The following is a 22511-nucleotide window of genomic DNA, read 5'->3' on the forward strand; positions in this document are numbered from 1 at the left end:
CGCATGGCGAACGAGGAGAAGCTCCTCGAATACCTCAAACGGGCGACGACCGAGCTCCGCGAGGCCAACCGCAAGCTGCGGGAGGCCGAGGAGGCGGCTGTGGCGCCGATCGCGATCGTCGGGATCGGCTGCCGCTACCCCGGCGGTGTTCGCACGCCCGAGGACCTGTGGCGGCTCGTCGTGTCCGAAGTGGACGCATTGGGGGACTTCCCGGCCGACCGCGGCTGGGATCTCGCCGCTCTGGCCGGTGGCCAGGCGCGCGCCGGTGGGTTCGTGCACGACGCCGGCGAGTTCGATCCGGGTTTCTTCGGCATCTCCCCGCGCGAGGCGCTCGCCATGGACCCGCAGCAGCGGTTGCTTCTGGAGATCACCTGGGAGGCGGTCGAGCGCGCCGGGCTCGACGCCCGAGCGCTGCTGGGCAGCCGGACCGGGGTGTTCGCCGGCTTCATGTACAGCGACTACGCGGCCAGTCTCGGCGCCGACCCATCGGTGTTCGAGGGATTCGTCAGCACCAGCAATGCCAGCAGCGTGCTGTCCGGCCGGATCGCCTACGTGCTCGGGCTCGAAGGGCCGGCCATCACCCTTGACACGGCGTGCTCGTCGTCGTTGGTGGCCGTACATCTGGCTGCGAAGTCGTTGCGCGACGGCGAATGCGACCTCGCGCTGGCCGGCGGCGCGACCGTGATGGCCAGCCCGCTGATGTTCTCCGGTTTCGAGTTCGACGAAGGCATGGCGCCCGACGGGCGGTGCAAGTCGTTCGCGGCCGCCGCCGACGGCACCGGCTGGGGCGAAGGTGCCGGGATCGTGGTCCTGGAGAAGCTGTCCGACGCTGTGGCCAACGGCCACCCGGTGCTCGCGGTGCTGCGTGGGTCGGCGGTCAACTCTGACGGCGCGTCCAGTGGTCTGACGGCACCGAACGGGCCGGCGCAACAACGGGTGATCGAGGCGGCGCTGGAGCGGTCCCGGCTCACGCCGGCCGACGTGGACCTCGTGGAGGCGCACGGCACCGGCACCCGGCTCGGCGACCCGATCGAGGCGCAGGCGTTGCTCGCGACCTACGGCCAGCACAGGGAACGACCGTTGTGGCTCGGCTCGATCAAATCCAACCTCGGGCACACGCAGGCCGCGGCCGGGGTCGCGGGCATCATCAAGGTCGTGCAGGCCCTGCGCCACGGCATGCTGCCGCGGACGTTGCACGTGGACGTGCCGACGCCGGTGGTGGACTGGTCGGCAGGATCGGTGTCGGTGCTGACCCAGTCCCGGCCGTGGCCGGAGACCGGCCGTCCGCGCCGGGCCGCGGTGTCGGCGTTCGGCGTGAGCGGCACCAATGCGCACGTGATCATCGAGCAGGCGCCCGCGGTCGTCGACGAGCCGGCCCCTGCGTGGTCCGGCGCGGCATCGTGGTCCGGCGTGATGCCGTGGCTGGTGTCCGGTCGCTCCGCGGCCGGGCTGCGGGGTCAGGCGCAACGGCTGGCTTCGGAGCTGCCCGACGCGTCCGATGTGGACATCGCGTATTCGCTCGCCACCACGAGGACTCCGCTCGACCACCGCGCCGTCGTCCTGGCCGCCGACCGATCGGCGGGCATGGCCGGGCTGTCCGCACTGGCCACCGGCGCCGAGGCGGGTCACGTCGTCACGGGTGTGACCGGTGGTGGCGGACTGGCGTTCTTGTTCTCCGGTCAGGGTTCGCAGCGACCGGGCATGGGCCGGGGGCTCCACGACGCGTTCCCGGTGTTCGCGCAGGCGTGGGACGAGGTCAGCGCACGGTTCGAGCCGCTGCCCTGGGACGACGTCGAGTTGCTGAACCAGACGCAGCACGCCCAGGCCGGCTTGTTCACCCTGGAGGTGGCGCTGTTCCGGCTGCTGGAGTCGTGGGGCGTCACGCCGGACTTCCTGCTGGGCCACTCGATCGGTGAGCTCGCGGCCGCCCACGTGGCGGGGGTGTTGTCGTTGGACGACGCGTGCACGCTGGTGGCGGCGCGCGGGAAGCTGATGCAGGCGTTGCCGCCCGGTGGAGCGATGCTGGCCGTCGAGGCGACCGAGGACGAGGTGCCGGCGGGGATCGACATCGCGGCGGTCAACAGCCCGACGTCGTTGGTGGTGTCCGGTACCGAGGACGAGATCGTGGCGTTGGCGGTGCGCTGGAAGGACCGGCGGCACAAGCGGTTGGCGGTCTCGCATGCATTCCACTCCCGGCTCATGGAGCCGATGCTCGGCGAGTTCGCGGCGGTGGCCCGGTCGGTGACCTACCACCGGCCGCGGCTGCCGGTCGTGGGTGCCGACGTGACCGATCCTGCGTACTGGGTGCGGCAGGTGCGCGACACCGTGCGGTTCGCCGAAGGCGTGCGGGCCCTGCGTGCGGAGAACGTGAGCACGTGCGTCGAACTGGGTCCGGACGCCGTGCTGGCCGCGTTCGCCGACGACGCCGTGCCGGTCCTGCGCGCCGGGCGCGACGAGCCCGAGTCGGCGTTGCGCGCGGTGGCGACCGTGCACGTGCGCGGCGGCGACGTGGCCTGGGACCGGGTGTTCGACGGCTGGGGCGGGCGCCGGGTGGACCTGCCCACGTACAACTTCCAGCGCAAGCGCTACTGGCCGGCCAAGGCGACCCCGGCGGCCGACGGATGGCGCTACCGCACCGAATGGCGACCGGTTCCGACGACGCCGGCCGTCCTGTCCGGAACCTGGTGGATCCTGGAACCACCGGAGCAGGCCGACCTCGCCGCCGTCTGCGCCGCCGCGATCGCCCAGCACGGCGGCACCCCCGTCCGGCTCACCGATCCGGCCGACGGCGAAGAGCGGCCGAGCGGCGTGCTGTCGTTGCTGGCATTGGACGAACGCGCCCACCCGGACCACCCGGGGCTGACCCGCGGCATCGCCGACACCCTCCGGCTGCTGTCGGTCGACGCACCGCTCTGGGTGGTCACAACCGACACCGGCAGCCGCACCGCGCACGCCGTGGGCGCGCTCGGCCGGGTCGCCGCGCTGGAGCACCCGGACCGCTGGGGCGGCGTGCTCGCCTTCGACGGCACCCCCGACCCCGCCGCCCTCGCCTCGGTGCTGGCCGGGTCCGAGGACCAGGTCGCGCTGCGCCCCGACGGGGTGTTCGCACGCAGGCTCGTCCGCGCGCCCGCGCAGCCGCGGACCGACTGGCGTCCACACGGGACAGTCCTGGTCACCGGCGGCACCGGCGCGCTCGGCGGGCACGTGGCCCGCTGGCTGGTCCGGCACGGCGCCGAGCACCTGCTGCTCACCAGCCGCCGCGGCGCCGCGGCACCGGGCGCGGCCGACCTGGTGGCCGAGCTGAACGAACTGGGCGCCAAGGCCACCGTCGCCGCCTGCGACGTCGCCGACCGGGCCGCGCTGACCGCGCTGCTCGCCGACGTCCCGGCCGAGCACCCGCTGACGGCGGTCGTGCACGCGGCCGGGATCGGCGACCTGACGGCGTTGGCCGACACCACGGTCGAACACCTGGCCGAGGTCTTCGCAGCCAAGGTGACCGGCGCGGCCAACCTCGACGCGGTGTGCGGTCCGCTGGACGCGTTCATCCTGTTCTCCTCGGCCGCGGCGACCTGGGGCGGCGCCGGTCAAGGCGCTTATGCCGCGGCGAACGCGAGCCTCGACGCTCTCGCCGTGGACCGGGCCCGCCGCGGCCTGCCCGCGACCTCGATCGCCTGGGGAGCCTGGGCGGGCGCCGGCATGGGCGACGGCGGCACCGGCGAGGCGTTGCGGCGCCACGGCGTGCTTGCCATGGCCCCCGAGGCCGCGCTGGCGGCGATGAAGCAAGCGGTCGACACGGGCGAGAGCTGTGTGACCGTGGCCGGCATCGACTGGTCGCGGTTCGCCCCCACGTTCACGCTGCACCGGCCGAGCCCGTTGCTGGCCGAAATACCCGAGGCCCGGCCGGACGAACCGGCGGCCGACGCGGTGGCCTTGGATCTCACGGCGGTGCCCGGGTACGAGCGGCTCGACCGGGTCCTCGACGTGGTCCGGTCGCAGGCCGCGATCGTGCTGGGCCACGCGGGCGCGGCCGAGGTCGAGCCCGATCGGCCGTTCCGAGACCTCGGCTTCGACTCGCTGTCGGCCATCCAGCTGCGGGACCGGCTGCGCGCGGCCACCGGCCTGCCGTTGCCCGCGACCGCCGTGTTCGACCACCCGACCCCGGCGGCTCTGGCCGAGCACGTCCTCGGCCTGCTGTGCCCGGACGAGGTGATCGTCGAGGATGCGGACGCGCACGTCCGGCGCGCGCTGGCGAGCATCCCGGTGGCGCGGCTGCGCGAGGCCGGCGTGCTGGACCTGTTGCTACGCCTGGCCAACGGGGACACGCCCGAACCGCAGGTCGACGACCTCGACGCCATGGGCGGGGAAGACCTGCTCCGGCTCGTCGCGAGCGGTGAGGGGACCCAGCCATGAACGACGAGCTGACGCGGTACGTCGAGGCGTTGCGGACCTCGCTCAAGGAGACCGAACGGCTGCGCACGCTCAACCGCGAGCTGACCGACGCGGCCGCCGAGCCGATCGCGATCATCGGCATGGCCTGCCGGCTGCCCGGCGGGGTGTCCTCGCCGGAAGAGTTCTGGGCACTGGTCGACAGCGGTACCGACGCGATCACGGCCGGGCCCGCCGACCGGGGCTGGACGCTGGATGAATCGGTCGTCGGCGGGTTCCTGCACGACGCCGGCCGGTTCGACGCCGGGTTGTTCGGGATCTCGCCGCGTGAGGCGCTGGCGATGGATCCACAGCAACGCCTGCTGCTGGAAAGCGCCTGGGAGACGGTCGAACGGGCCGGGATCGACCCGTTGTCGTTGCGTGGCAGCCGGACCGGGGTGTTCGTCGGGTCGTCCACGTCCGGCTACGGCGTCGCCACCGCGCCCACCGAGGAGATCGAGGGCTACCTCGGCATCGGTGCCGCGCCGAGCGTCCTCACCGGCCGGGTCGCCTACGCCCTGGGGCTGACCGGACCCGCGATCACGGTCGACACCGCCTGCTCGTCCGCGCTCGTCGCCCTGCACCTCGCCGTGCAGGCGTTGCGGCGCGGCGAGTGCACGATGGCGCTCACGGGTGGGGTCACGGTGATGGCGAGCCCAGGCGCCTTCGCCGAGTTCGCCCGGCAGGGCGGGCTCGCCACCGACGGTCGGTGCAAGTCCTTCGCGGCGGCCGCGGACGGGACCGGGTGGGGTGAAGGTGTCGGGCTGCTGCTGGTCGAACGCTTGGCCGACGCCCGCCGCAACGGCCATCCCGTGCTCGCCGTGGTCCGCGGTTCGGCCATCAACTCCGACGGCGCGTCCAACGGCCTGACCGCGCCCAGCGGACCGGCACAGCGCCGCGTGATCACCGACGCGCTGACCGGCGCCGGGCTCACCGCGGCCGACGTGGACGCCGTCGAGGCGCACGGCACCGGCACCACCCTCGGCGACCCGATCGAGGCCGCCGCCCTGCTCGCCACCTACGGCCAGGGGCGGGACCGGCCGCTCTGGCTGGGCTCGGTGAAGTCGAACATCGGCCACACCCAGTCCGCGGCGGGCGCGGCCGGGGTGATCAAGATGGTGCTGGCCATCCAGCACGCCCGCCTGCCGAAGACGTTGCACGTGGACGAGCCGTCCCCGCACGTGGACTGGGCCTCGGGCGCGGTGTCGCTGCTCACCGAGGCGCGGCCGTGGCCGCAGACCGGCAACCCGCGCCGCGCGGGCGTGTCGGCGTTCGGCGTGAGCGGCACCAACGCACACGTGATCGTCGAGCAGGCGCCGGCGATCGACACCCAGCACGCCGAGCCGACCGCCAGGATCCCGTGGGTGCTGTCCGGCCGGACCGAACAGGCGTTGCGGGCGCAAGCCGCCCGGTTGCATGATTTCCTCGACGGCACAACCGATCCGGCCTACTCCCTGGCGACCACTCGCGCGGCCCTCGAACACCGGGCCGTCCTCCCGGCCGGCGAGCTCGACGCGCTCGCCGCACTGGCGCGCGGGGAGCAGCACCCGGCGATCACCCGGGGCACGACAAAGCCCGGCGGGCTGGCGTTCCTGTTCACCGGCCAGGGTTCGCAACGCGCGGGCATGGGCCGGGCGCTGGCCGCGGCGTTCCCGGTGTTCGCCGCGGCGCTCGACGAGGTGTGCGCACGCCTGGGCGACATCCCGTGGGACGACCAGGAGTCGCTCAACCAGACGCAGCACGCCCAAGCGGCGCTGTTCGCGTTCGAAGTCGCGCTCTACCGGCTGCTGGAGTCGTGGGGCGTGCGGCCGCGCTACCTGCTCGGCCACTCCATCGGCGAGCTCGCCGCCGCGCACGTGGCCGGGGTGTTGTCCCTGGACGACGCGTGCACGCTGGTGTCGGCGCGGGGAAAGCTGATGCAGGCGTTGCCGTCCGGGGGCGCGATGCTCGCGGTCGAGGCGACCGAGGACGAGGTCCCCGACGGGATCGACATCGCCGCGATCAACAGCCCGACGTCGCTGGTCGTGTCCGGTACCGAGGACGAGATCGCGGCGCTGGAACAGACCTGGCAGGACCGCCGCCACAAGCGCCTCACGGTCTCGCACGCCTTCCACTCGCGGCTCATGGAACCGATGCTGGACGAGTTCGCCACCATCGCCGCATCCCTGACCTACCACCAGCCGAGCATCCGGATCGTGGGTGGTGACGTCACCGACCCGGCGTACTGGGTGCGTCAGGTCCGCGACACCGTTCGCTTCGCCGACGCCGTCGCCGCGCTGCGGGACGAGCCGGTCCGCGCGTGGGTCGAGGTGGGTCCGGACGCCGTGCTGTCCGCGTTCGTCGAGGGAGCCGTGCCCCTGCAACGCGCCGCCCGCGACGAGGTCGACGCCTGGTGGCAGGGCCTGTCGCGGCTGCACGTCGCCGGTGCCGAGATCGACTGGTCGGTCGCCGGCGGCCGCCGGATCGACCTGCCCACCTACGCGTTCCAGCGTGAGCACTACTGGCTGCTGCCCGCCGCGCCCGTGACCGGACCCGTCGAGGACTCCTGGCGGTACCATGTCGGCTGGAAACCGTTGCCCGACAACGACCCTGTCGCGTCCGGCACCTGGCTGGTGGTCAGCGACGCCGACACCGACACCGAAACCGACGCCACGCCCTACGTCGACGCGCTCACCGCCCACGGCGTGACCGTGGTGCAGTCCACTGTGGACGGCCTGCCGGATGAGCCCGTCGACGGAGTGCTCTACTTCCCGGCCCTCGACGACCAGGCCCTCGCCCGGACCGCGGCGCTCGTGCAGGCGTTGGCCGAGACCGCGGCGCCGCTGTGGGTGGTGACCCGAGGCGCGGTCGCCGTCGGCGCCGAAGCGCCCCCGAACCTGGCCGGAGCGCAGGTCTGGGCGTTCGGCCGGGTCGCCGCGCTCGAACTGCCGGAGCGGTGGGGCGGTCTGGTCGACCTGCCGGCCGACGATGCTCCCGACCAGCTCGTTCGGGTGCTCGCCGGCGCCGAGGACCAGGTCGCGATCCGGACCACCGGGACGTTCGGGCGCCGGCTGCGCCCGGCGCCGGTGCGCCGGGCCACCACCTGGCGTCCACAAGGGACGGTGCTGGTGACCGGCGGTACCGGTGCACTTGGCGGTCACGTGGCCCGCTGGCTGGCCGAACGCGGTGCACCTCGGCTGCTTCTCGTGAGCCGGCGTGGTCTCGATGCTCCCGGCGCCGCCGAGCTGACCGCGCTCGGTGCCGACGTGACGATTGCCGCGTGCGACGTCACGGACCGGGACGCCCTGGCCGCGCTCGTCGCCGAGCACGACGTGACCGCGATCGTGCACGCGGCGGGCTGGGCCGAGTTCACGTCCATTCCCGACATCACCCCTGAGCACCTCGCCGCCGTGCTCGACGCCAAGGTCACCGGCGCCGCGCACCTCGACGAGCTGCTTCCTGACGCCGAGGCCTTCGTGGTGTTCTCCTCGGTCGCCGGCGTGTGGGGCAGTGGGGGACAGGCCGCCTACGCCGCGGCCAACGCGTCGCTGGACGCCCTCGTCGAGCGGCGCCGGGCGCGTGGCGCCGCGGGCACGTCCGTGGCCTGGGGTCCGTGGGCCGGCGACGGCATGGTCGCGGCCGGGACGACCGCCGACTACCTGCGCCGGCGCGGCCTCACCGCCATGGACCCGGCCCGGGCTGTCGCCGCGCTGGCCACCGCGGTCGACGGCGGCGACGGCTGCGTCGCCGTGTCCGATGTGGACTGGGAGCGGTTCGCCGACACGTTCACGGTGTCGCGGCCCAGCCCGCTGCTGGGCGAGCTGATCCGGCGGCGTCCGGCACAAGCCGCGCATACCTCGTTCGCCGGGCAGTTGCACGGGCTCGGTGAACCCGAGCAGGAGCGGGCCGTCCTCGACCTCGTCCGGGCACGGATCGCCGCGGTGCTCGGGCATGCCGACCCTCAGGCCATCGACGTGCGGCGGCCGTTCCGCGACCTCGGCTTCGACTCGATCACCGCCGTCGAACTGCGCACGGAGCTGGCCACGGCCACCGGGCTCGCGTTGCCCGCGACACTCGCCTTCGACCACCCGACGCCGCTCGCGCTGGCCACGCACCTGCTGGCCGAACTGCTCGGCACGGACGCGGTCGAACAGCAGCACGACAGCGCTGCCTCCGACGAACCGATCGCGATCGTGGCCATGGCGTGCCGGTACCCGGGCGGCGTGTCGTCCCCGGAAGACCTGTGGCAGTTGGTGGTCGACGGCCGCGACGGGATGGGCCCGTTCCCGGCCGACCGCGGCTGGGAGGTGACCACGACCACCCGCGAAGGCGGGTTCGTGGCCGGGGCCGCCGACTTCGACGCCGGCCTGTTCGAGATTTCCCCGCGCGAGGCGGTCACGATGGACCCGCAGCAGCGGTTGCTGCTGGAGGCGTCGTGGGAGGTGTTCGAGCGCGCGGGCCTCGACCCGTTGTCGTTGCGGGGCAGCCGGACCGGCGTGTTCGCCGGGACGAGCGGGCAGGACTACGTGTCGCTGCTGCCCGAGGCGTCCGGCTACCTGGCGACCGGTGCGTCGGCGAGCGTCGTGTCCGGGCGTGTGTCGTACGTGTTCGGGCTGGAGGGGCCCGCGGTCTCGGTGGACACGGCGTGCTCGTCGTCCTTGGTCGCGCTGCACCTCGCGGCCCAGTCGCTGCGCCGCGGCGAGTGCGACCTGGCGCTGGCCGGTGGGGTCGTGGTGATGGCCACCCCGGCGGCGTTCGTGGAGTTCGGCAAGCAGAACGGGGTGGCCGCCGACGGGCGGTGCAAGTCGTTCGCCGCCGCGGCCGACGGCACCGGCTGGAGCGAAGGCGTCGGATTGCTGCTGGTGCAACGGCTCGCCGATGCCCAGCGCGACAACCGGCCGATTCTGGCCGTGGTACGCGGTTCCGCGGTCAACCAGGACGGCGCATCCAACGGCCTGACCGCACCGAACGGGCCGTCCCAGCAACGGGTCATCCGGGCCGCACTCGCCGACGCGGGCCTGCGACCGTCCGATGTGGACGTCGTGGAGGCCCACGGCACCGGCACCCGGCTCGGTGACCCCATCGAGGCGCAAGCATTGCTGGCCACGTACGGCCAGGACCGCGACGATCCGCTGTGGCTGGGCTCGATCAAGTCGAACATCGGGCACTGCCAGGCGGCGGCGGGCGTCGCGGGCGTGATCAAGATGGTGCAGGCGTTGCGGCACGGTCACTTGCCGCCCACGTTGCACGTGGATGCGCCGAGCCCCGAGGTCGACTGGACGGCGGGGGCCGTCGCGCTGCTCACCGAGGGCCGGGACTGGCCCGCGGGGGAGCGGCCGCGCCGGGCCGGGATCTCGTCGTTCGGGATGAGCGGCACCAACGCTCACACGATCATCGAGGAGCCACCGCGGGCCGAGCCGATCGCGACGCCGACCAGCGAGGGGCCGGCCACGGTTCCGTGGGTGGTGTCGTCGCGGACCGCGGCCGGGGTGCTCGAGCAGGCGGAACGGGTTCGGACCTGGGCGGGGGAGCAGCGCGCCGTCGACGTCGGGTTGTCGCTGGCCACCACCAGGGCGGCGCTGGCGCACCGGGCCGTGCTGGTGGGCGGCACGAACGTCACGGGGGCGGTCACCGGCGACCGGACCGCGTTCCTGTTCACCGGTCAGGGTTCGCAACGGGTGGGCATGGGGCGTGAGTTGCATGCCGCCTTTCCCGTTTTCGCCGCGGCATGGGACGAGATCGCTTCGCGGCTTCGGATTCCCTTGGACGACGAGACTTCGCTGAATCAGACCGAGGGTGCGCAGGCGGCGTTGTTCGCGTTGGAGGTCGCGCTGTTCCGGTTGCTGGAGTCGTGGGGTGTCAGGCCCGACTTCTTGCTCGGCCACTCGATTGGTGAGCTTGCGGCTGCGCATGTGGCCGGCGTGCTGTCGCTGGACGATGCGTGCACGTTGGTGGCTGCTCGGGGTCGGTTGATGCAGGCGTTGCCTTCTGGTGGGGCGATGCTGGCGGTGGAGGGCACGGAAGCGGATGTGCCTGCGGGCATTGACATCGCGGCGATCAACAGTTCGACGTCGTTGGTGGTGTCTGGTGCTGAGGCGGAGATCGAGGCGCTTGCGGAGACGTGGCGGGCCGAGGGTCGGCGGGTGAAGCGGTTGACGGTCTCGCACGCGTTCCACTCGAAGCTGATGGAACCGATGCTGGCCGAGTTCGCGACGGTGGCGGAGTCGTTGACCTACCACGAGCCGCGGATTCCGATGCTGGGGGCGGTGACTGATCCGGCGTACTGGGTGCGGCAGGTCCGGGAGACGGTGCGCTTCGCCGAAGGCGTCGACGCCTTGCGGGCCAAAGGGATCGGCACCTTCGTGGAGCTGGGGCCGGACCCGGTGCTCTCGGCGCACGTCGACGGCTCGGTGGCCGTGCTGCGCCGCGACCGCGACGAACTGGCGACGCTGTTCACCGCCGTGGGCACCGCGTGGACGCGTGGCACCGGCGTCGACTGGGCCGCCGTGTTCGCCATCTGGGACGCGCGCACCGTCGCCGTGCCCACTTATGCCTTCCAGCGGGAGCGCTACTGGGCGGGCGGGGCGAGGCCGTTGCTCGCCGGTGTTGTCCCGCTGGCGTCCGGCGACGGGATCGTGCTGTCCGGCCGGCTGTCCACCGCCGCTCAGCCATGGCTGGCCGAGCACCAGGTCTTCGGCGCGATCGTGTTACCGGGCACGGCGTTGCTGGACATGGCGCTGACCGCCGGCGCGCGTGCCGGCCGCCCGGCCGTCGAGGAATTGACTTTGCACGCCCCTGTGGTCCTCCCCGAGCACGGCGCCGTCCAGGTGCAGGTGATCGTGTCGGCCGACGGTGCCCTCGCGCTGTACGCGCGGCCGGACGACGACCACGCCGAGTGGACCCGCCACGCCGACGGGGCCGTCGGCGAGCAGCGGGCAGCTGAGCCGTTCGACTTGGCGACCTGGCCGCCTGCCGGCGCGCAACCGGTGACGCTGGAGGCCTTCTACGACGGCCTGGCTCAGGTCGGGCTCGGCTACGGGGAGACGTTCCAGGGCGTGCGGTCGGTGTGGCGCGACGGCGACGAGGTGGTCGCCGAGGTCGCGCTGCCGGACCCGGCGCCGGCCGGCGAGTTCGGGCTGCACCCGGCCCTGCTCGACGCCGCCCTGCACGCCATCGGCGCGGGCGAGCTGATCCAGGGCGGCACCGCCCGGCTGCCGTTCTCCTTCTCCGGTGTGTCGTTGTCCGCCACCGGCGCGTCGGCACTGCGGGTGCGGCTGACCCGCCTCGGCCCCGAGACCGTCCAGGTCCGGGCGTGGGACGCTGCGGGCGCCCCGGTCCTGACGATCGACTCCCTGACCCTGCGGGCACCGGCGGCCGCACCGGTCGACGACGCGCTCTTCACCGTCGAGTGGACGCCCATCGCCCTGCCCGGCGGCGAGTCCGAGCCGGACGTCGTCACATTGCCGGCCGGGTCGATCCGGGAAGTCACCCACCACGCCTTGGCGATCGTGCAGGACCGGCTGGCTGCCGACACGGGGACGCCGCTGGTGGTCGTGACCCGGGGCGCGGTCGCCGCCCGCCCCGGCGACCGCGTGACCGATCTCGGCGCCGCCGCCGCGTGGGGTCTGATCCGTTCCGCGCAGTCGGAACACCCGGGCCGGTTCGTCCTCCTGGACAGCGACAAAAGTGCGGTTCCCGCGGGCATTGTGGCCTCGGATGAGCCGCAGCTGGCCCTGCGCGGTGGCGACGTGTTCGTGCCCCGACTGGTGCGGGCGACCGCCGTGCCACTACCGGATAGTCCTGAATGGACACTCGACGTCCGTGACGGTGAACTGGAGCTGGTGGCCTCGACGTCGCAAGTCCTGCGCCCCAACGAGGTTCGCATCGAGGTGCGTGCCGCCGGGATCAATTTCCGTGATGTGCTGATCGCGTTGGGGACGTACCCGGATGCGGCGGCCATGGGCTCGGAGGCGGCCGGGGTCGTCGTCGAAGTCGGTGCCGACGTCACCGACCTGCGGCTCGGGGATCGGGTTTTCGGGTTGGTGTCGGGTGGGTTCGGCACGCTGGCCGTGACGGACCGGCGGCTGCTCGCGCCGATGCCCCCGGCCTGGTCGTTCGCGGACGCGGCGGCTGTGCCGATGGCGTTCCTGACCGCGTGCTACGCGTTGACCGACCTGGCCGGCGTGCGCCCGGGGGAGTCGGTGCTGGTCCACGCGGCCGCCGGTGGCGTCGGCATGGCGGCCGTGCAGGTGGCCCGGCACCTCGGGGCCGAGGTGTACGGCACCGCGAGCCCCGCCAAGTGGGCCGCCACCGGGTTGGCCGACGACCACCTGGCGTCGTCGCGGGAGCCGGATTTCGCGGCCAAGTTCGCGCCGGTGGACGTGGTGCTGAACTCGTTGACCGGCGAGTTCATCGACGCTTCCCTGGCGTTGCTCAAGCCGGGCGGCCGGTTTGTCGAAATGGGCAAAGCCGACCTGCGTGAACCGGACGGCGTGTCCTACCGGGCGTTCGACCTGAGCGAGGCCGGGCCGGATCGGTTGCAGGAGCTGCTGGTCGAGTTGCTGGAGCTGTTCGCGGCCGGTGACCTGCGGTTGCCGCCGGTGCGGGCCTGGGACATCCGGCAGGCGCAGGCCGCGTTCCGGTACGTGGGTCAGGGCAAGCACATCGGCAAGAACGTGCTCACCACGCCACGGACGCTGGACCCGGGCGGTACGGTCTTGATCACCGGGGGAACGGGGGCGCTGGGCATGCTGCTCGCTGAGCACCTCGTTGCGCGGCACGGTGTTCGGCACCTCGTGCTGGCCGGTCGCAGCGGGGGCGCGGCGCCCGCTTTGGATGCGGACGTGCGGGTGGTCGCCTGCGACGTGTCCGACCGCGACGCGCTCGCGGAGCTGGTGGCGTCCATCCCGAAGCTGACCGGGGTGGTGCACGCGGCCGGCGTGCTCGACGACGGCGTGGTCGAGACGTTGACCCCGGACCGGATCGACACCGTGCTGGGCGCCAAGGCGGACGGCGCACTGGCGTTGCACGAACTGACCGCGAAGACCGACCTCGCACTGTTCGCGCTGTACTCGTCGGCTTCGGCGGTGTTCGGCACGCCGGGGCAGGCCAACTACGCCGCCGCCAACGCGGTGCTCGACGCCCTCGCCCAGCAACGCCAAGCGGCCGGCTTGCCCGCGATCGCGCTGGCCTGGGGCATGTGGACCGACGGCATGACCAAGGCGTTGTCCGAACGCGACCGGTCGCGCGGCGGCACCGCCATCGACGCCGAGCAGGGCATGGCGATGTTCGACGCGGCCACCACGCTGCCGCACGCCGCCGTCGTTCCGGTCAACCTCGACCTTGCCGCGGTGGGTAAAGCGAACGTGCCTCCACTGCTGCGCAGCCTCGTGCGGCCACCGGTGCGCCGTCCGACTGCGGCCCAATCCGGGGCGGGGAGCCTGGCCGGGGCGGGGAGCCTGGCCGATCAGCTCGTCCGGTTGCCGGCGGTGGAACAGGTTCGGGTGCTGTCCGAACTGGTCCGGACCACCGCGGCGCTCGTGCTGGGCCACGGCGGAGTGGCCGCGATCGGCGACGAGCGCCCGTTCAAGGAGCTCGGTTTCGACTCGCTCACCGCGGTCGAGCTGCGCAACCGGCTGGCCGCCGCGACCGGGCTCCGGCTGCCGGCCACGCTCGTGTTCGACCACCCGACGCCCACCGCGCTGACCGCGTTCCTGCACGCCAAGCTGGTGCCCACCGCGCCGTCGCCGGCCGAGGCCGCGCTGACCGATCTGGACCGCGTGGAAACGGTGCTGGCCGATCTGGACGGCGCCGAGTTCGCCAAGGTGCGGGCCAAGCTGGCCGCCCTGCTGGAGAAGTGGACCGACACCGCAGCTCCGCCGGACGACCAGGACCTCGAGCACGCCACCGAGGACACGATCTTCGACCTCATCGACAGCGAGCTCACCGACGGCCTCGCGCCCTACAACTAGCCTGACCAGCTTCGCCAACGCGGTTCAACGAAGGAGTGCTCAGTGGACTCGACCGGCCAGACCCCAGCGCTGGCGATTGCCGGACTGCACAAGACGTTCGGCGATCACCTGGCGGTCAGACACGCCGAGCTCACCGTGGCCAAGGGTTCCTTCTACGGGCTGGTCGGACCGAACGGGGCGGGCAAGACCACGATGCTGTCGATGGCCGTCGGCCTGCTGCGACCCGACGAAGGTACGTCGCTGGTGTTCGGGATCGACCTGTGGCAGCGACCGGACGAGGCCAAGCAGCTGATCGGCGTGCTGCCCGACGGGCTGGCCATGCCCGAGCAGCTCACCGGCCGCGAGCTGCTCACCTACCTCGGCCGGGTGCGCGGCATGGACCACGACACCGTCACCGCGCGGGCCGAGGAACTGCTCGCGGTCATGGAGCTGGACGGCGACAGCGAGCGCACGCTGATCATCGACTACTCCACCGGCATGCGGAAGAAGATCGGCCTCGCCTGCGCGTTGTTGCACGGGCCCAAGCTGCTGGTGCTGGACGAGCCGTTCGAGGCGATCGACCCGGTGTCGGCGGCCAAGCTCAAGGTGATCCTGCGCGGGTTCGTGGCCGGCGGCGGGTCGGTGGTGCTGTCCAGCCACGTGATGGCGCTGGTGGAGCAGCTCTGCGACACGGTGGCGATCATGGGCCGGGGCACGATCCTGGCCGAGGGCCCGGTGGACGGGGTCCGGATGGGACGGACGTTGGAGGAGGCGTTCGTCGAGCTCGTGGGCGCCGAGGTGAGCGCGGCGGAGGGCTTGTCGTGGTTGGCGTCCTGATCAGGATGAAGCTCGCGGTGCTGCGCCGCGCGAGCACCGGGAGCAGAGCCAACTGGGCCGTCACCGGCCGCCTGCTCGGCGTGCTCGCCGCTCTCGGCACCTGTGGGATGGCCACCCTCCAAACCACGTCGCCGTCGACCGTGCTCGACCTGCTGGCCGTGGTACTGGCGATCTGGACCCTGGGCTGGATGGCCGGTCCGGCGTGGGTGGGCGAGCCGGTGCTGCGTGCCGAGCACTTCGCACTCGTGCCGGTGCCGCGCGGCAAGCTCGCAGCCGGGCTGCTCGGCGCCGCGTTCGTCGGCACCACCACGGCGGTGACCCTGGTGGCTTTCGCGTCGACCATCGTGTTCGCGGTGCGGCTGGGCGGCGTGCTGCCGGTCGTCGTCGCGGTGCTCACGACGCTGGTGGAGCTCACGGTCGTGGTGCTGCTGTCCCGGCTGACCGGCCGGATGTTCGGCGCGCTCTCGCGGTCGCGGGTCGGGGCCGCCACCACCGCCGTGATCACCGCGGTGATGCTGGTGGTCAGCTCGTCGGGCTGGATCGTGTTCACCGCGATCGACTCCGTGCGCAACACCGGGTTCTCGACAACATTTTCGACCGTCCTGCGGGCGCTGCCGTCGAGCTGGGGCCTGGTCGCCGTGGACGCGGCGGCCCGCCACGCCTGGGGCCTGACGGTGCTGCCGCTCGCCGGTCTCGTCGTGCTGGCGGCGGTCCTCTTCGTGGCGTGGAGCCGGGTACTCGGCCCGCCCCGGCTGGGCCGTCCCGCCGTCCTGGGCACGGCGGGTCAGCCGGCGCGCGCCGGCCGGTTCCTGGGCAGCGCCACCGGTTCGGTGTACATCAAGGAGCTGCGGACGTGGACCCGCAGCCCGCTGCGGGTGCAGAACCTCCTTGTGCCACCGGTGTTCGCGGTGCTGTCGTGCCTGGTGCCGCTGGCGTTCGGCTCGTCGGTGTTCCTGCCGTTCGCCGGCGCGCTCACCGCCCTGATGGGGGCGGCGACCAGCGCGAACCTCTACGGCCAGGACGGCACGGCGTTGTGGCTGGTGCTGCTCACCCCCGGCGCGGAGGAGAACGACGTCCGCGGCCGGCAGCTGGCCTGGATGGCGTTGTTCGGTCCGCTGTCGGTGGTCCTCGCTTTGCTGGGCACGGTCCTCAGCGGACACACCGAGCTGTGGCCGTGGGCCGCGGCCGGCACAGCTGGCGTGCTCGGTGCGGGCGCCGGGCTGGTGCCGTTGGTCGGTGTCACCCAGCTTGCCCCGGGCCCCGACCCGCACCGCAGCCGCTACTCGCCGATGGACCACGGCGATGCCACCGGCGGCGCGTTCGCCGTACTGGTCGGCGCGCTCGCGTTGACCGTGCCCGCGCTCGTGCCGGTGATCGTCGGCACCGTGCTGGACAACGCCGAGGTCAAGGCCGCGGGCGTGTTCGTCGGCGTCGTCACGGGCATGACCTACTGGTCGTTGTGTGCCCGCGCCGCCCGCCGCAGGCTCGTTGCCAAGGGGCCTGAGCTGCTGGCGCTGATGCGGGCGGGCAAGGAGTTGCCGGGACAGAGCGTCGAAGGCACCTCGGCGCTGAAGACGATGTCGAAGGGCCGGCAGCGGCTGCTGTGGTGGAGCTTCGGCATCGGCTGCATCGCGTTGTTCCCGCAGGCCCTGGTGCCGATGGCGATGAAGCTCTCCGGCCACGTTGCGAAGGTCTGGTTCCTGGCGTTGTACGTGCCCGGCCCGTGGCAGTGGCCGACGATCGCGTTCATGGTCCTGGTAGCCGCGGTGGCGTTCACGATCGCGGCGCGGACGTTCCTGGGTCAGCGTCGTCGTCTGCGCGCGCCGGCCCCACCTGTCGAGAACGGGACGGAGACCAGGGAGAGCGTGGTGCGCGCGGGGTAGGGGTCGAGCGGGCGATGGGGCTCGTAGGGGTGGGTCACCCCTGGGTGCGTGATTAGCGTCGAAGCGTCCTGGTCCGGGGCACCGGAGGCGCGAGCTTCCCACCCACGACTGAGTTCCGAGGGCGTCCATGACAGAGCTGCGCACCGGTGACGTCGAGGCTGCCGATGCCGTCGATGCTGTTGCGATCGTGGGGTTGGCCTGCCGGGTGCCGGGCGCGGCCGATCCGGGCGAGTTCTGGCGGTTGCTGCGGGCCGGGCGCGAGGCCGTCGGCGCGGTGCCCGAGGGCCGCCCGGCCGTGCCCGACGTGCTCCGGGGCGGCTTCCTCGACCAGGTCGACCGGTTCGACCCGGCGTTCTTCGGCATCGCCCCGCGCGAGGCCGCCGCCATGGACCCGCAGCAGCGGCTGGCCCTGGAACTGGCCTGGGAGGCGGTCGAGGACGCCCGCGTCCTGCCCGCGCGGCTGAGCGGCACCAGCACCGGCGTGTTCGTCGGCGCCATCTGGGACGACTACGCCGCCCTCACCCGCGACGCCGCCGACCAGCACACGTTCACCGGCCTGCACCGCAGCATCATCGCCAACCGCGTCTCCTACACCCTGGGCTTGCGCGGGCCCAGCATGACCGTCGACGCCGGGCAGTCGTCGTCGCTGGTCGCCGTGCACCTCGCCGTGGAGAGCCTGCGTCGCGGCGAGTCCACGCTTGCGCTGGCCGGTGGCGTCAACCTGAACCTGGCCGCGGCCAGCACGATCAGCGCGGCCCGGTTCGGCGGGCTGTCCCCGGACGGCCGCTGCTTCACCTTCGACGCGCGCGCCAACGGGTTCGTCCGCGGCGAGGGCGGCGTCGTGGTGGCGCTCAAGCTGCTGTCCGACGCCGTTGCCGACGGCGACCGCGTGCACGCCGTCATCCACGGCACCGCCGTGAACAACGACGGTGGCGGCGCGAGCCTGACCACACCGAGCAGGCGAGCCCAGGAAGCCGTGCTGCGCGAGGCCTATGCGCAGGCGGGCATCGACCCGGCCGCCCTCGGCTACGTCGAGTTGCACGGCACGGGCACCCGCGTCGGCGACCCGATCGAGGCCGCTGCGCTCGGCGCCGCGCTCGGCTCGCGGCGCGACGTTCCGCTGCCGGTCGGCTCGGTGAAGACCAACATCGGACACCTCGAAGGCGCGGCGGGCGCGGCCGGGCTGCTCAAGGCGGTGCTCGCCATCACCCACGGCGAGCTGCCACCGAGCCTGAACTTCGCCACACCGAACCCCGACATCGCGCTCGACGAGCTGAACCTGCGTGTCGTCCAGGAGCTGGACGAGTTCCCGGCGTGGCAGGACCGGCTGGTCGCGGGGGTCAGCTCGTTCGGCGTGGGCGGCACGAACTGCCACGTCGTGGTGTCCGGGACGCCGCATGAGGAACCGGTCGCCGAGCCCGCGACCGGGCCGGTGCCGATCGTCCTTTCCGGACGCACCGAAGCGGCGTTGCGTGCCCAGGCCGCCCGCCTGCGTGACGCCGACGTGCCGGCGCGCCTGGTCGACCTCGGCTTTTCGCTCGCCACCACAAGGACGGCGTTCGAGCACCGGGCGGGCATCGTCGCGCGCGACGACGCCGAACTGCGTGGTGCGCTCGACGCCCTGGCAGGCGGCCTGCCGTCCAAGCGGCTCAGCACCGGCAATGTCCACAGTGGACGGATCGCCTTCCTGTTCTCCGGCCAGGGCGGGCAGCGGCCTGGCATGGGCGAGCAGCTGTACCGGACGTTCCCGGTGTACGCGGCCGCAGCCGACGCGGCCCGCGCCCGCTTCGCCGGGGTGCTGCTGGACGACGAATCTGTGATGACCCGGACCGGCAGCGCGCAGTGCGCGCTGTTCGTCCTGCAGGTCGCGCTGTCGCGGCTGTTCGAGTCCTGGGGGCTCACGCCCGACTTCATCACCGGCCACTCGATCGGCGAGGTCGCCGCCGCGCACATCGCGGGCGTGCTGAGCCTGGACGACGCCTGCACCTTGGTCGCCGCCCGCGGCGGGATCATGCAGGAACTGCCCACCGGCGGGGCGATGCTGGCCGCCGAGGCGAGCGAGGACGAGGTCCCCGAGGGCATCGACATCGCGGCGATCAACAGCCCGACCGCGCTGGTGATCTCCGGTGCCGAGGACGAGGTGACCGCGCTCGCCGAGCGCTGGAAGGCCGAGGGCAAGCGGGTCAAGCTGCTGCCGATCTCGCACGCGTCGCACTCGAAGCTGATGGACCCGATGCTGGACGAGTTCGCGGCCGTCGCGCGGACGCTGACCTACCGCGAGCCGAGCACCCCGATCGTCTCCGACGACGTGCTCGACCCGATGTACTGGGTACGCCAGGTCCGGGAGACGGTCCGGTTCGCCGACCGGGTCGCCCGCCTGCGCGCCCACGACGTCGTCACGTGCGTGGAGATCGGCCCGGACGCGGTCCTGTCCGCGCACGTCGAGCACACCACCGCGGCGCTGCGCCGGGACCGCGACGAGGTCGAGACGGTCTTGTCGGCCCTGGTCGCCGCGCACGCGGCCGGCGCCGACGTGGACTGGGCGGCGGTGTTCGCCGACGCGGACCCGCGCGTGATCGACGTGCCGACCTACGCCTTCCAGCGCGAGCGGTACTGGCGCGACGCCGTGGCACGGCCGCACGTCCCCACGACACCGGCTGCGACACCGCGCACGCCGGACCCGGTGCCGCAGCAGGACCCGCTGGCGCTGGTCCGCGCGCACGTCGCCGCGGTGCTGGAATTCGCGTCCCCTGACGCCGTCGACCCCGAGCGCACCTTCAAGGAGCTCGGGTTCGACTCGATGACCGCGGTCGAACTGCGGGACAGCCTCGCCGCCGCCACCGGGGTGGCGCTGCCGACCACGCTGCTGTTCGACTACCCGACCCCGGTCGCCGTCGCCGCGCACCTGCGCGGCGTCGAGCGCGAGGAGGACGACGCGGTTCCGGCCGCCGACCCGACCGACCCCGCGGATCCTGTCGTGATCGTCGGCATGGGCTGCCGGTTCCCGGGCGGGGTGCGCTCGCCTGAGGCCTTGTGGGACCTGGTGGCCGCCGGCACTGACGCGATCGGCGACTTCCCGGCCGATCGCGGCTGGGACCTCGGCGAGCGCACTTTCCCGTCGCAGGGCGGGTTCCTGCACGACGCGGGCGAGTTCGACACCGACCTCTTCGGCATCTCGCCGCGTGAGGCGCTGGCCATGGACCCGCAGCAGCGGCTGCTGCTGGAGACGTCGTGGGACGCGCTCGAACGGGCGGGCATCGACCCGTTCTCGTTGCGGGGCAGCCGGACCGGCGTGTTCGTCGGCGCGACCGCCCAGGAGTACGGTCCTCGCCTGCACGAAGCCCAGACCGACACCGAGGGCTACCTGCTCACCGGCACCATCGCCAGCGTCGCGTCCGGCCGCATCGCCTACACCTTCGGGCTGGAGGGGCCCGCGGTCACCGTCGACACGGCGTGTTCGTCCTCGCTAGTCGCGCTCCACCTGGCGGTGCGGGCGCTGCGGTCGGGCGAGTGCTCGATGGCCTTGGCCTGCGGCGTCACCGTGATGGCGACGCCCGGCATGTTCACGGAGTTCACCCGCCAGAACGGGCTGGCCGCGGACGGCCGGTGCAAGCCGTTCTCCGCCGCGGCCGACGGCACCTCGTGGGCCGAGGGCGTCGGCGTCCTGCTGGTGGAACGGCTCTCCGACGCCCGCCGGCACGGCCACGACGTGCTCGCGGTCGTGCGGGGCAGCGCGATCAACCAGGACGGCGCGTCCAACGGGCTGACCGCGCCGAACGGGCCGTCGCAGCAGCGGGTGATCCGCCAGGCGCTGGCTGACGCGGGCCTCGCACCGTCCGATGTGGACGTCGTCGAGGCGCACGGCACCGGCACGTCCCTCGGCGACCCGATCGAGGCCAACGCCGTGCTCGCCACCTACGGCCAGGACCGTGCGCAGCCGCTGTGGCTGGGCTCGCTCAAGTCGAACATCGGGCACACGCAGGCCGCGGCCGGCATCGCGGGTGTGATCAAGATGGTCCTGGCGATGCGCCACGAGACCCTGCCGCGCACGCTGCACCTGGACGAGCCGTCACCGCACGTCGACTGGACGACGGGGGCGGTGTCGCTCCTGGCCGAGGACCAGCCGTGGGTCTCGGACCGGCCGCGCCGCGCTGCGGTGTCGTCGTTCGGGATCAGCGGCACCAACGCCCACGCGATCATCGAGGAACCCCCGGCAGCGGCCGTCGTCGAGTCTTCGGCAGCGCCGGCCGGACCGGTGCCGTTGGTGGTGTCGGCCCGATCCGAGGCCGCGCTGCGTGCGCAGGTCGAACAGGTGCGCGCGCTGGACGCGTCGGTCCACGTCGGTTTCTCGCTGGCCACGACCCGGGCCGCGCTGGAGCAGCGGGCGGTCGTCGTCGGTGACGCGGTGGTCGAGGGATCGGTCGCCGCGGGGAAACTGGCGTTCCTGTTCACCGGCCAGGGTTCGCAGCGGGTCGGCATGGGCCGGGAACTGGCCGCGACGTACCCGGTGTTCGCGTCCGCGTTGGCGGAGATCACGGCCCGGTTCGAGCGGATTCCCTTCGACGACGCGGAGTTGCTGAACCAGACCGAAGGTACGCAGGCCGCGCTGTTCGCGCTGGAGGTCGCGCTCTTCCGGCTGCTGGAGTCGTGGGGCGTCAGGCCCGACTTCCTGCTGGGCCACTCGATCGGCGAGATCTCGGCGGCCCACGTGGCCGGGGTGTTGTCGCTCGAGGACGCCTGCACGCTGGTGGCCGCACGCGGCCGGTTGATGCAGGCGCTGCCCTCCGGCGGCGCGATGCTGGCCGTCGAAGCCGCGGAAGCTGATGTGCCTGACGGCATCGACATCGCGGCGATCAACAGCCCCACCTCGCTCGTCGTGTCCGGCACCGAGGACGAGATCGCGGCGCTCGAAGCGACCTGGCGGGCGGAAGGCCGGCGGGTCAAGCGGTTGACTGTCTCCCACGCGTTCCACTCGCGGCTGATGGAACCGATGCTGGCCGAGTTCGCGGTCGTGGCGGAGTCGTTGACCTACCACGAGCCGCGGATCCCGATGCTCGGTGCCGTCACCGATCCGGCGTACTGGGTGCGGCAGGTCCGCGCCACCGTGCGCTTCGCCGACGGCGTGGACACCCTGCGCGACAACGGAGTCACGACGTTCGTGGAGCTGGGCCCGGACCCGGTGCTCTCCGCGCACGTGGACGGCTCGGTCGCGGTGCTGGCGGCGGGACCGGGACGAGCCGACGACCCTGCTGACGGCCGTGGCCACCGCGTGGACGCGCGGGGTTTCGGTCGACTGGGCCCGGCTGCTGCCCGGGAAGCGGATCGACCTGCCCACGTATCCGTTCCAGGGCAAGCGTTACTGGCTGACCACCCGGCCGAGCGCGGTCGACGGAGCCGGGCACCCGCTGCTGGGCGCGGCGGTGTCGCTGGCCTCCGG

The 22511-nt window shown here is 73.0% G+C and carries 3 protein-coding genes and 2 pseudogenes; all 5 read left to right on the forward strand.

The window, feature by feature from the left end; genetic code table 11:
• Positions 1–15 precede the first annotated feature (15 nt).
• Positions 16–4410 (forward strand): annotated as a pseudogene (locus EV186_RS31830) (type I polyketide synthase); the annotation flags it as partial.
• Positions 4411–4439: 29 nt separating this feature from the next.
• Positions 4440–14375, forward strand: a complete 9936-nt coding sequence (locus EV186_RS31835; RefSeq protein ID WP_481808314.1) for a type I polyketide synthase — start codon at positions 4440–4442, stop codon at positions 14373–14375.
• Between the two features lie 42 nt (positions 14376–14417).
• Positions 14418–15191, forward strand: coding sequence for an ABC transporter ATP-binding protein (locus tag EV186_RS31840; RefSeq protein ID WP_133853222.1), 774 nt, complete (start codon positions 14418–14420; stop codon positions 15189–15191).
• Entirely contained in the window at positions 15176–17074 is a 1899-nt protein-coding gene (locus EV186_RS31845; protein ID WP_133853223.1) for a hypothetical protein, read from the forward strand. The genes EV186_RS31840 and EV186_RS31845 overlap by 16 nt, the downstream gene beginning before the upstream one ends.
• 205 nt (positions 17075–17279) lie before the next feature.
• Positions 17280–22214, forward strand: a pseudogene (locus tag EV186_RS40605) (beta-ketoacyl synthase N-terminal-like domain-containing protein); the annotation flags it as partial.
• Positions 22215–22511: the final 297 nt, after the last annotated feature.

Origin of the sequence: Labedaea rhizosphaerae, from assembly GCF_004362825.1 — a bacterium.
GTDB lineage: Bacteria > Actinomycetota > Actinomycetes > Mycobacteriales > Pseudonocardiaceae > Labedaea > Labedaea rhizosphaerae.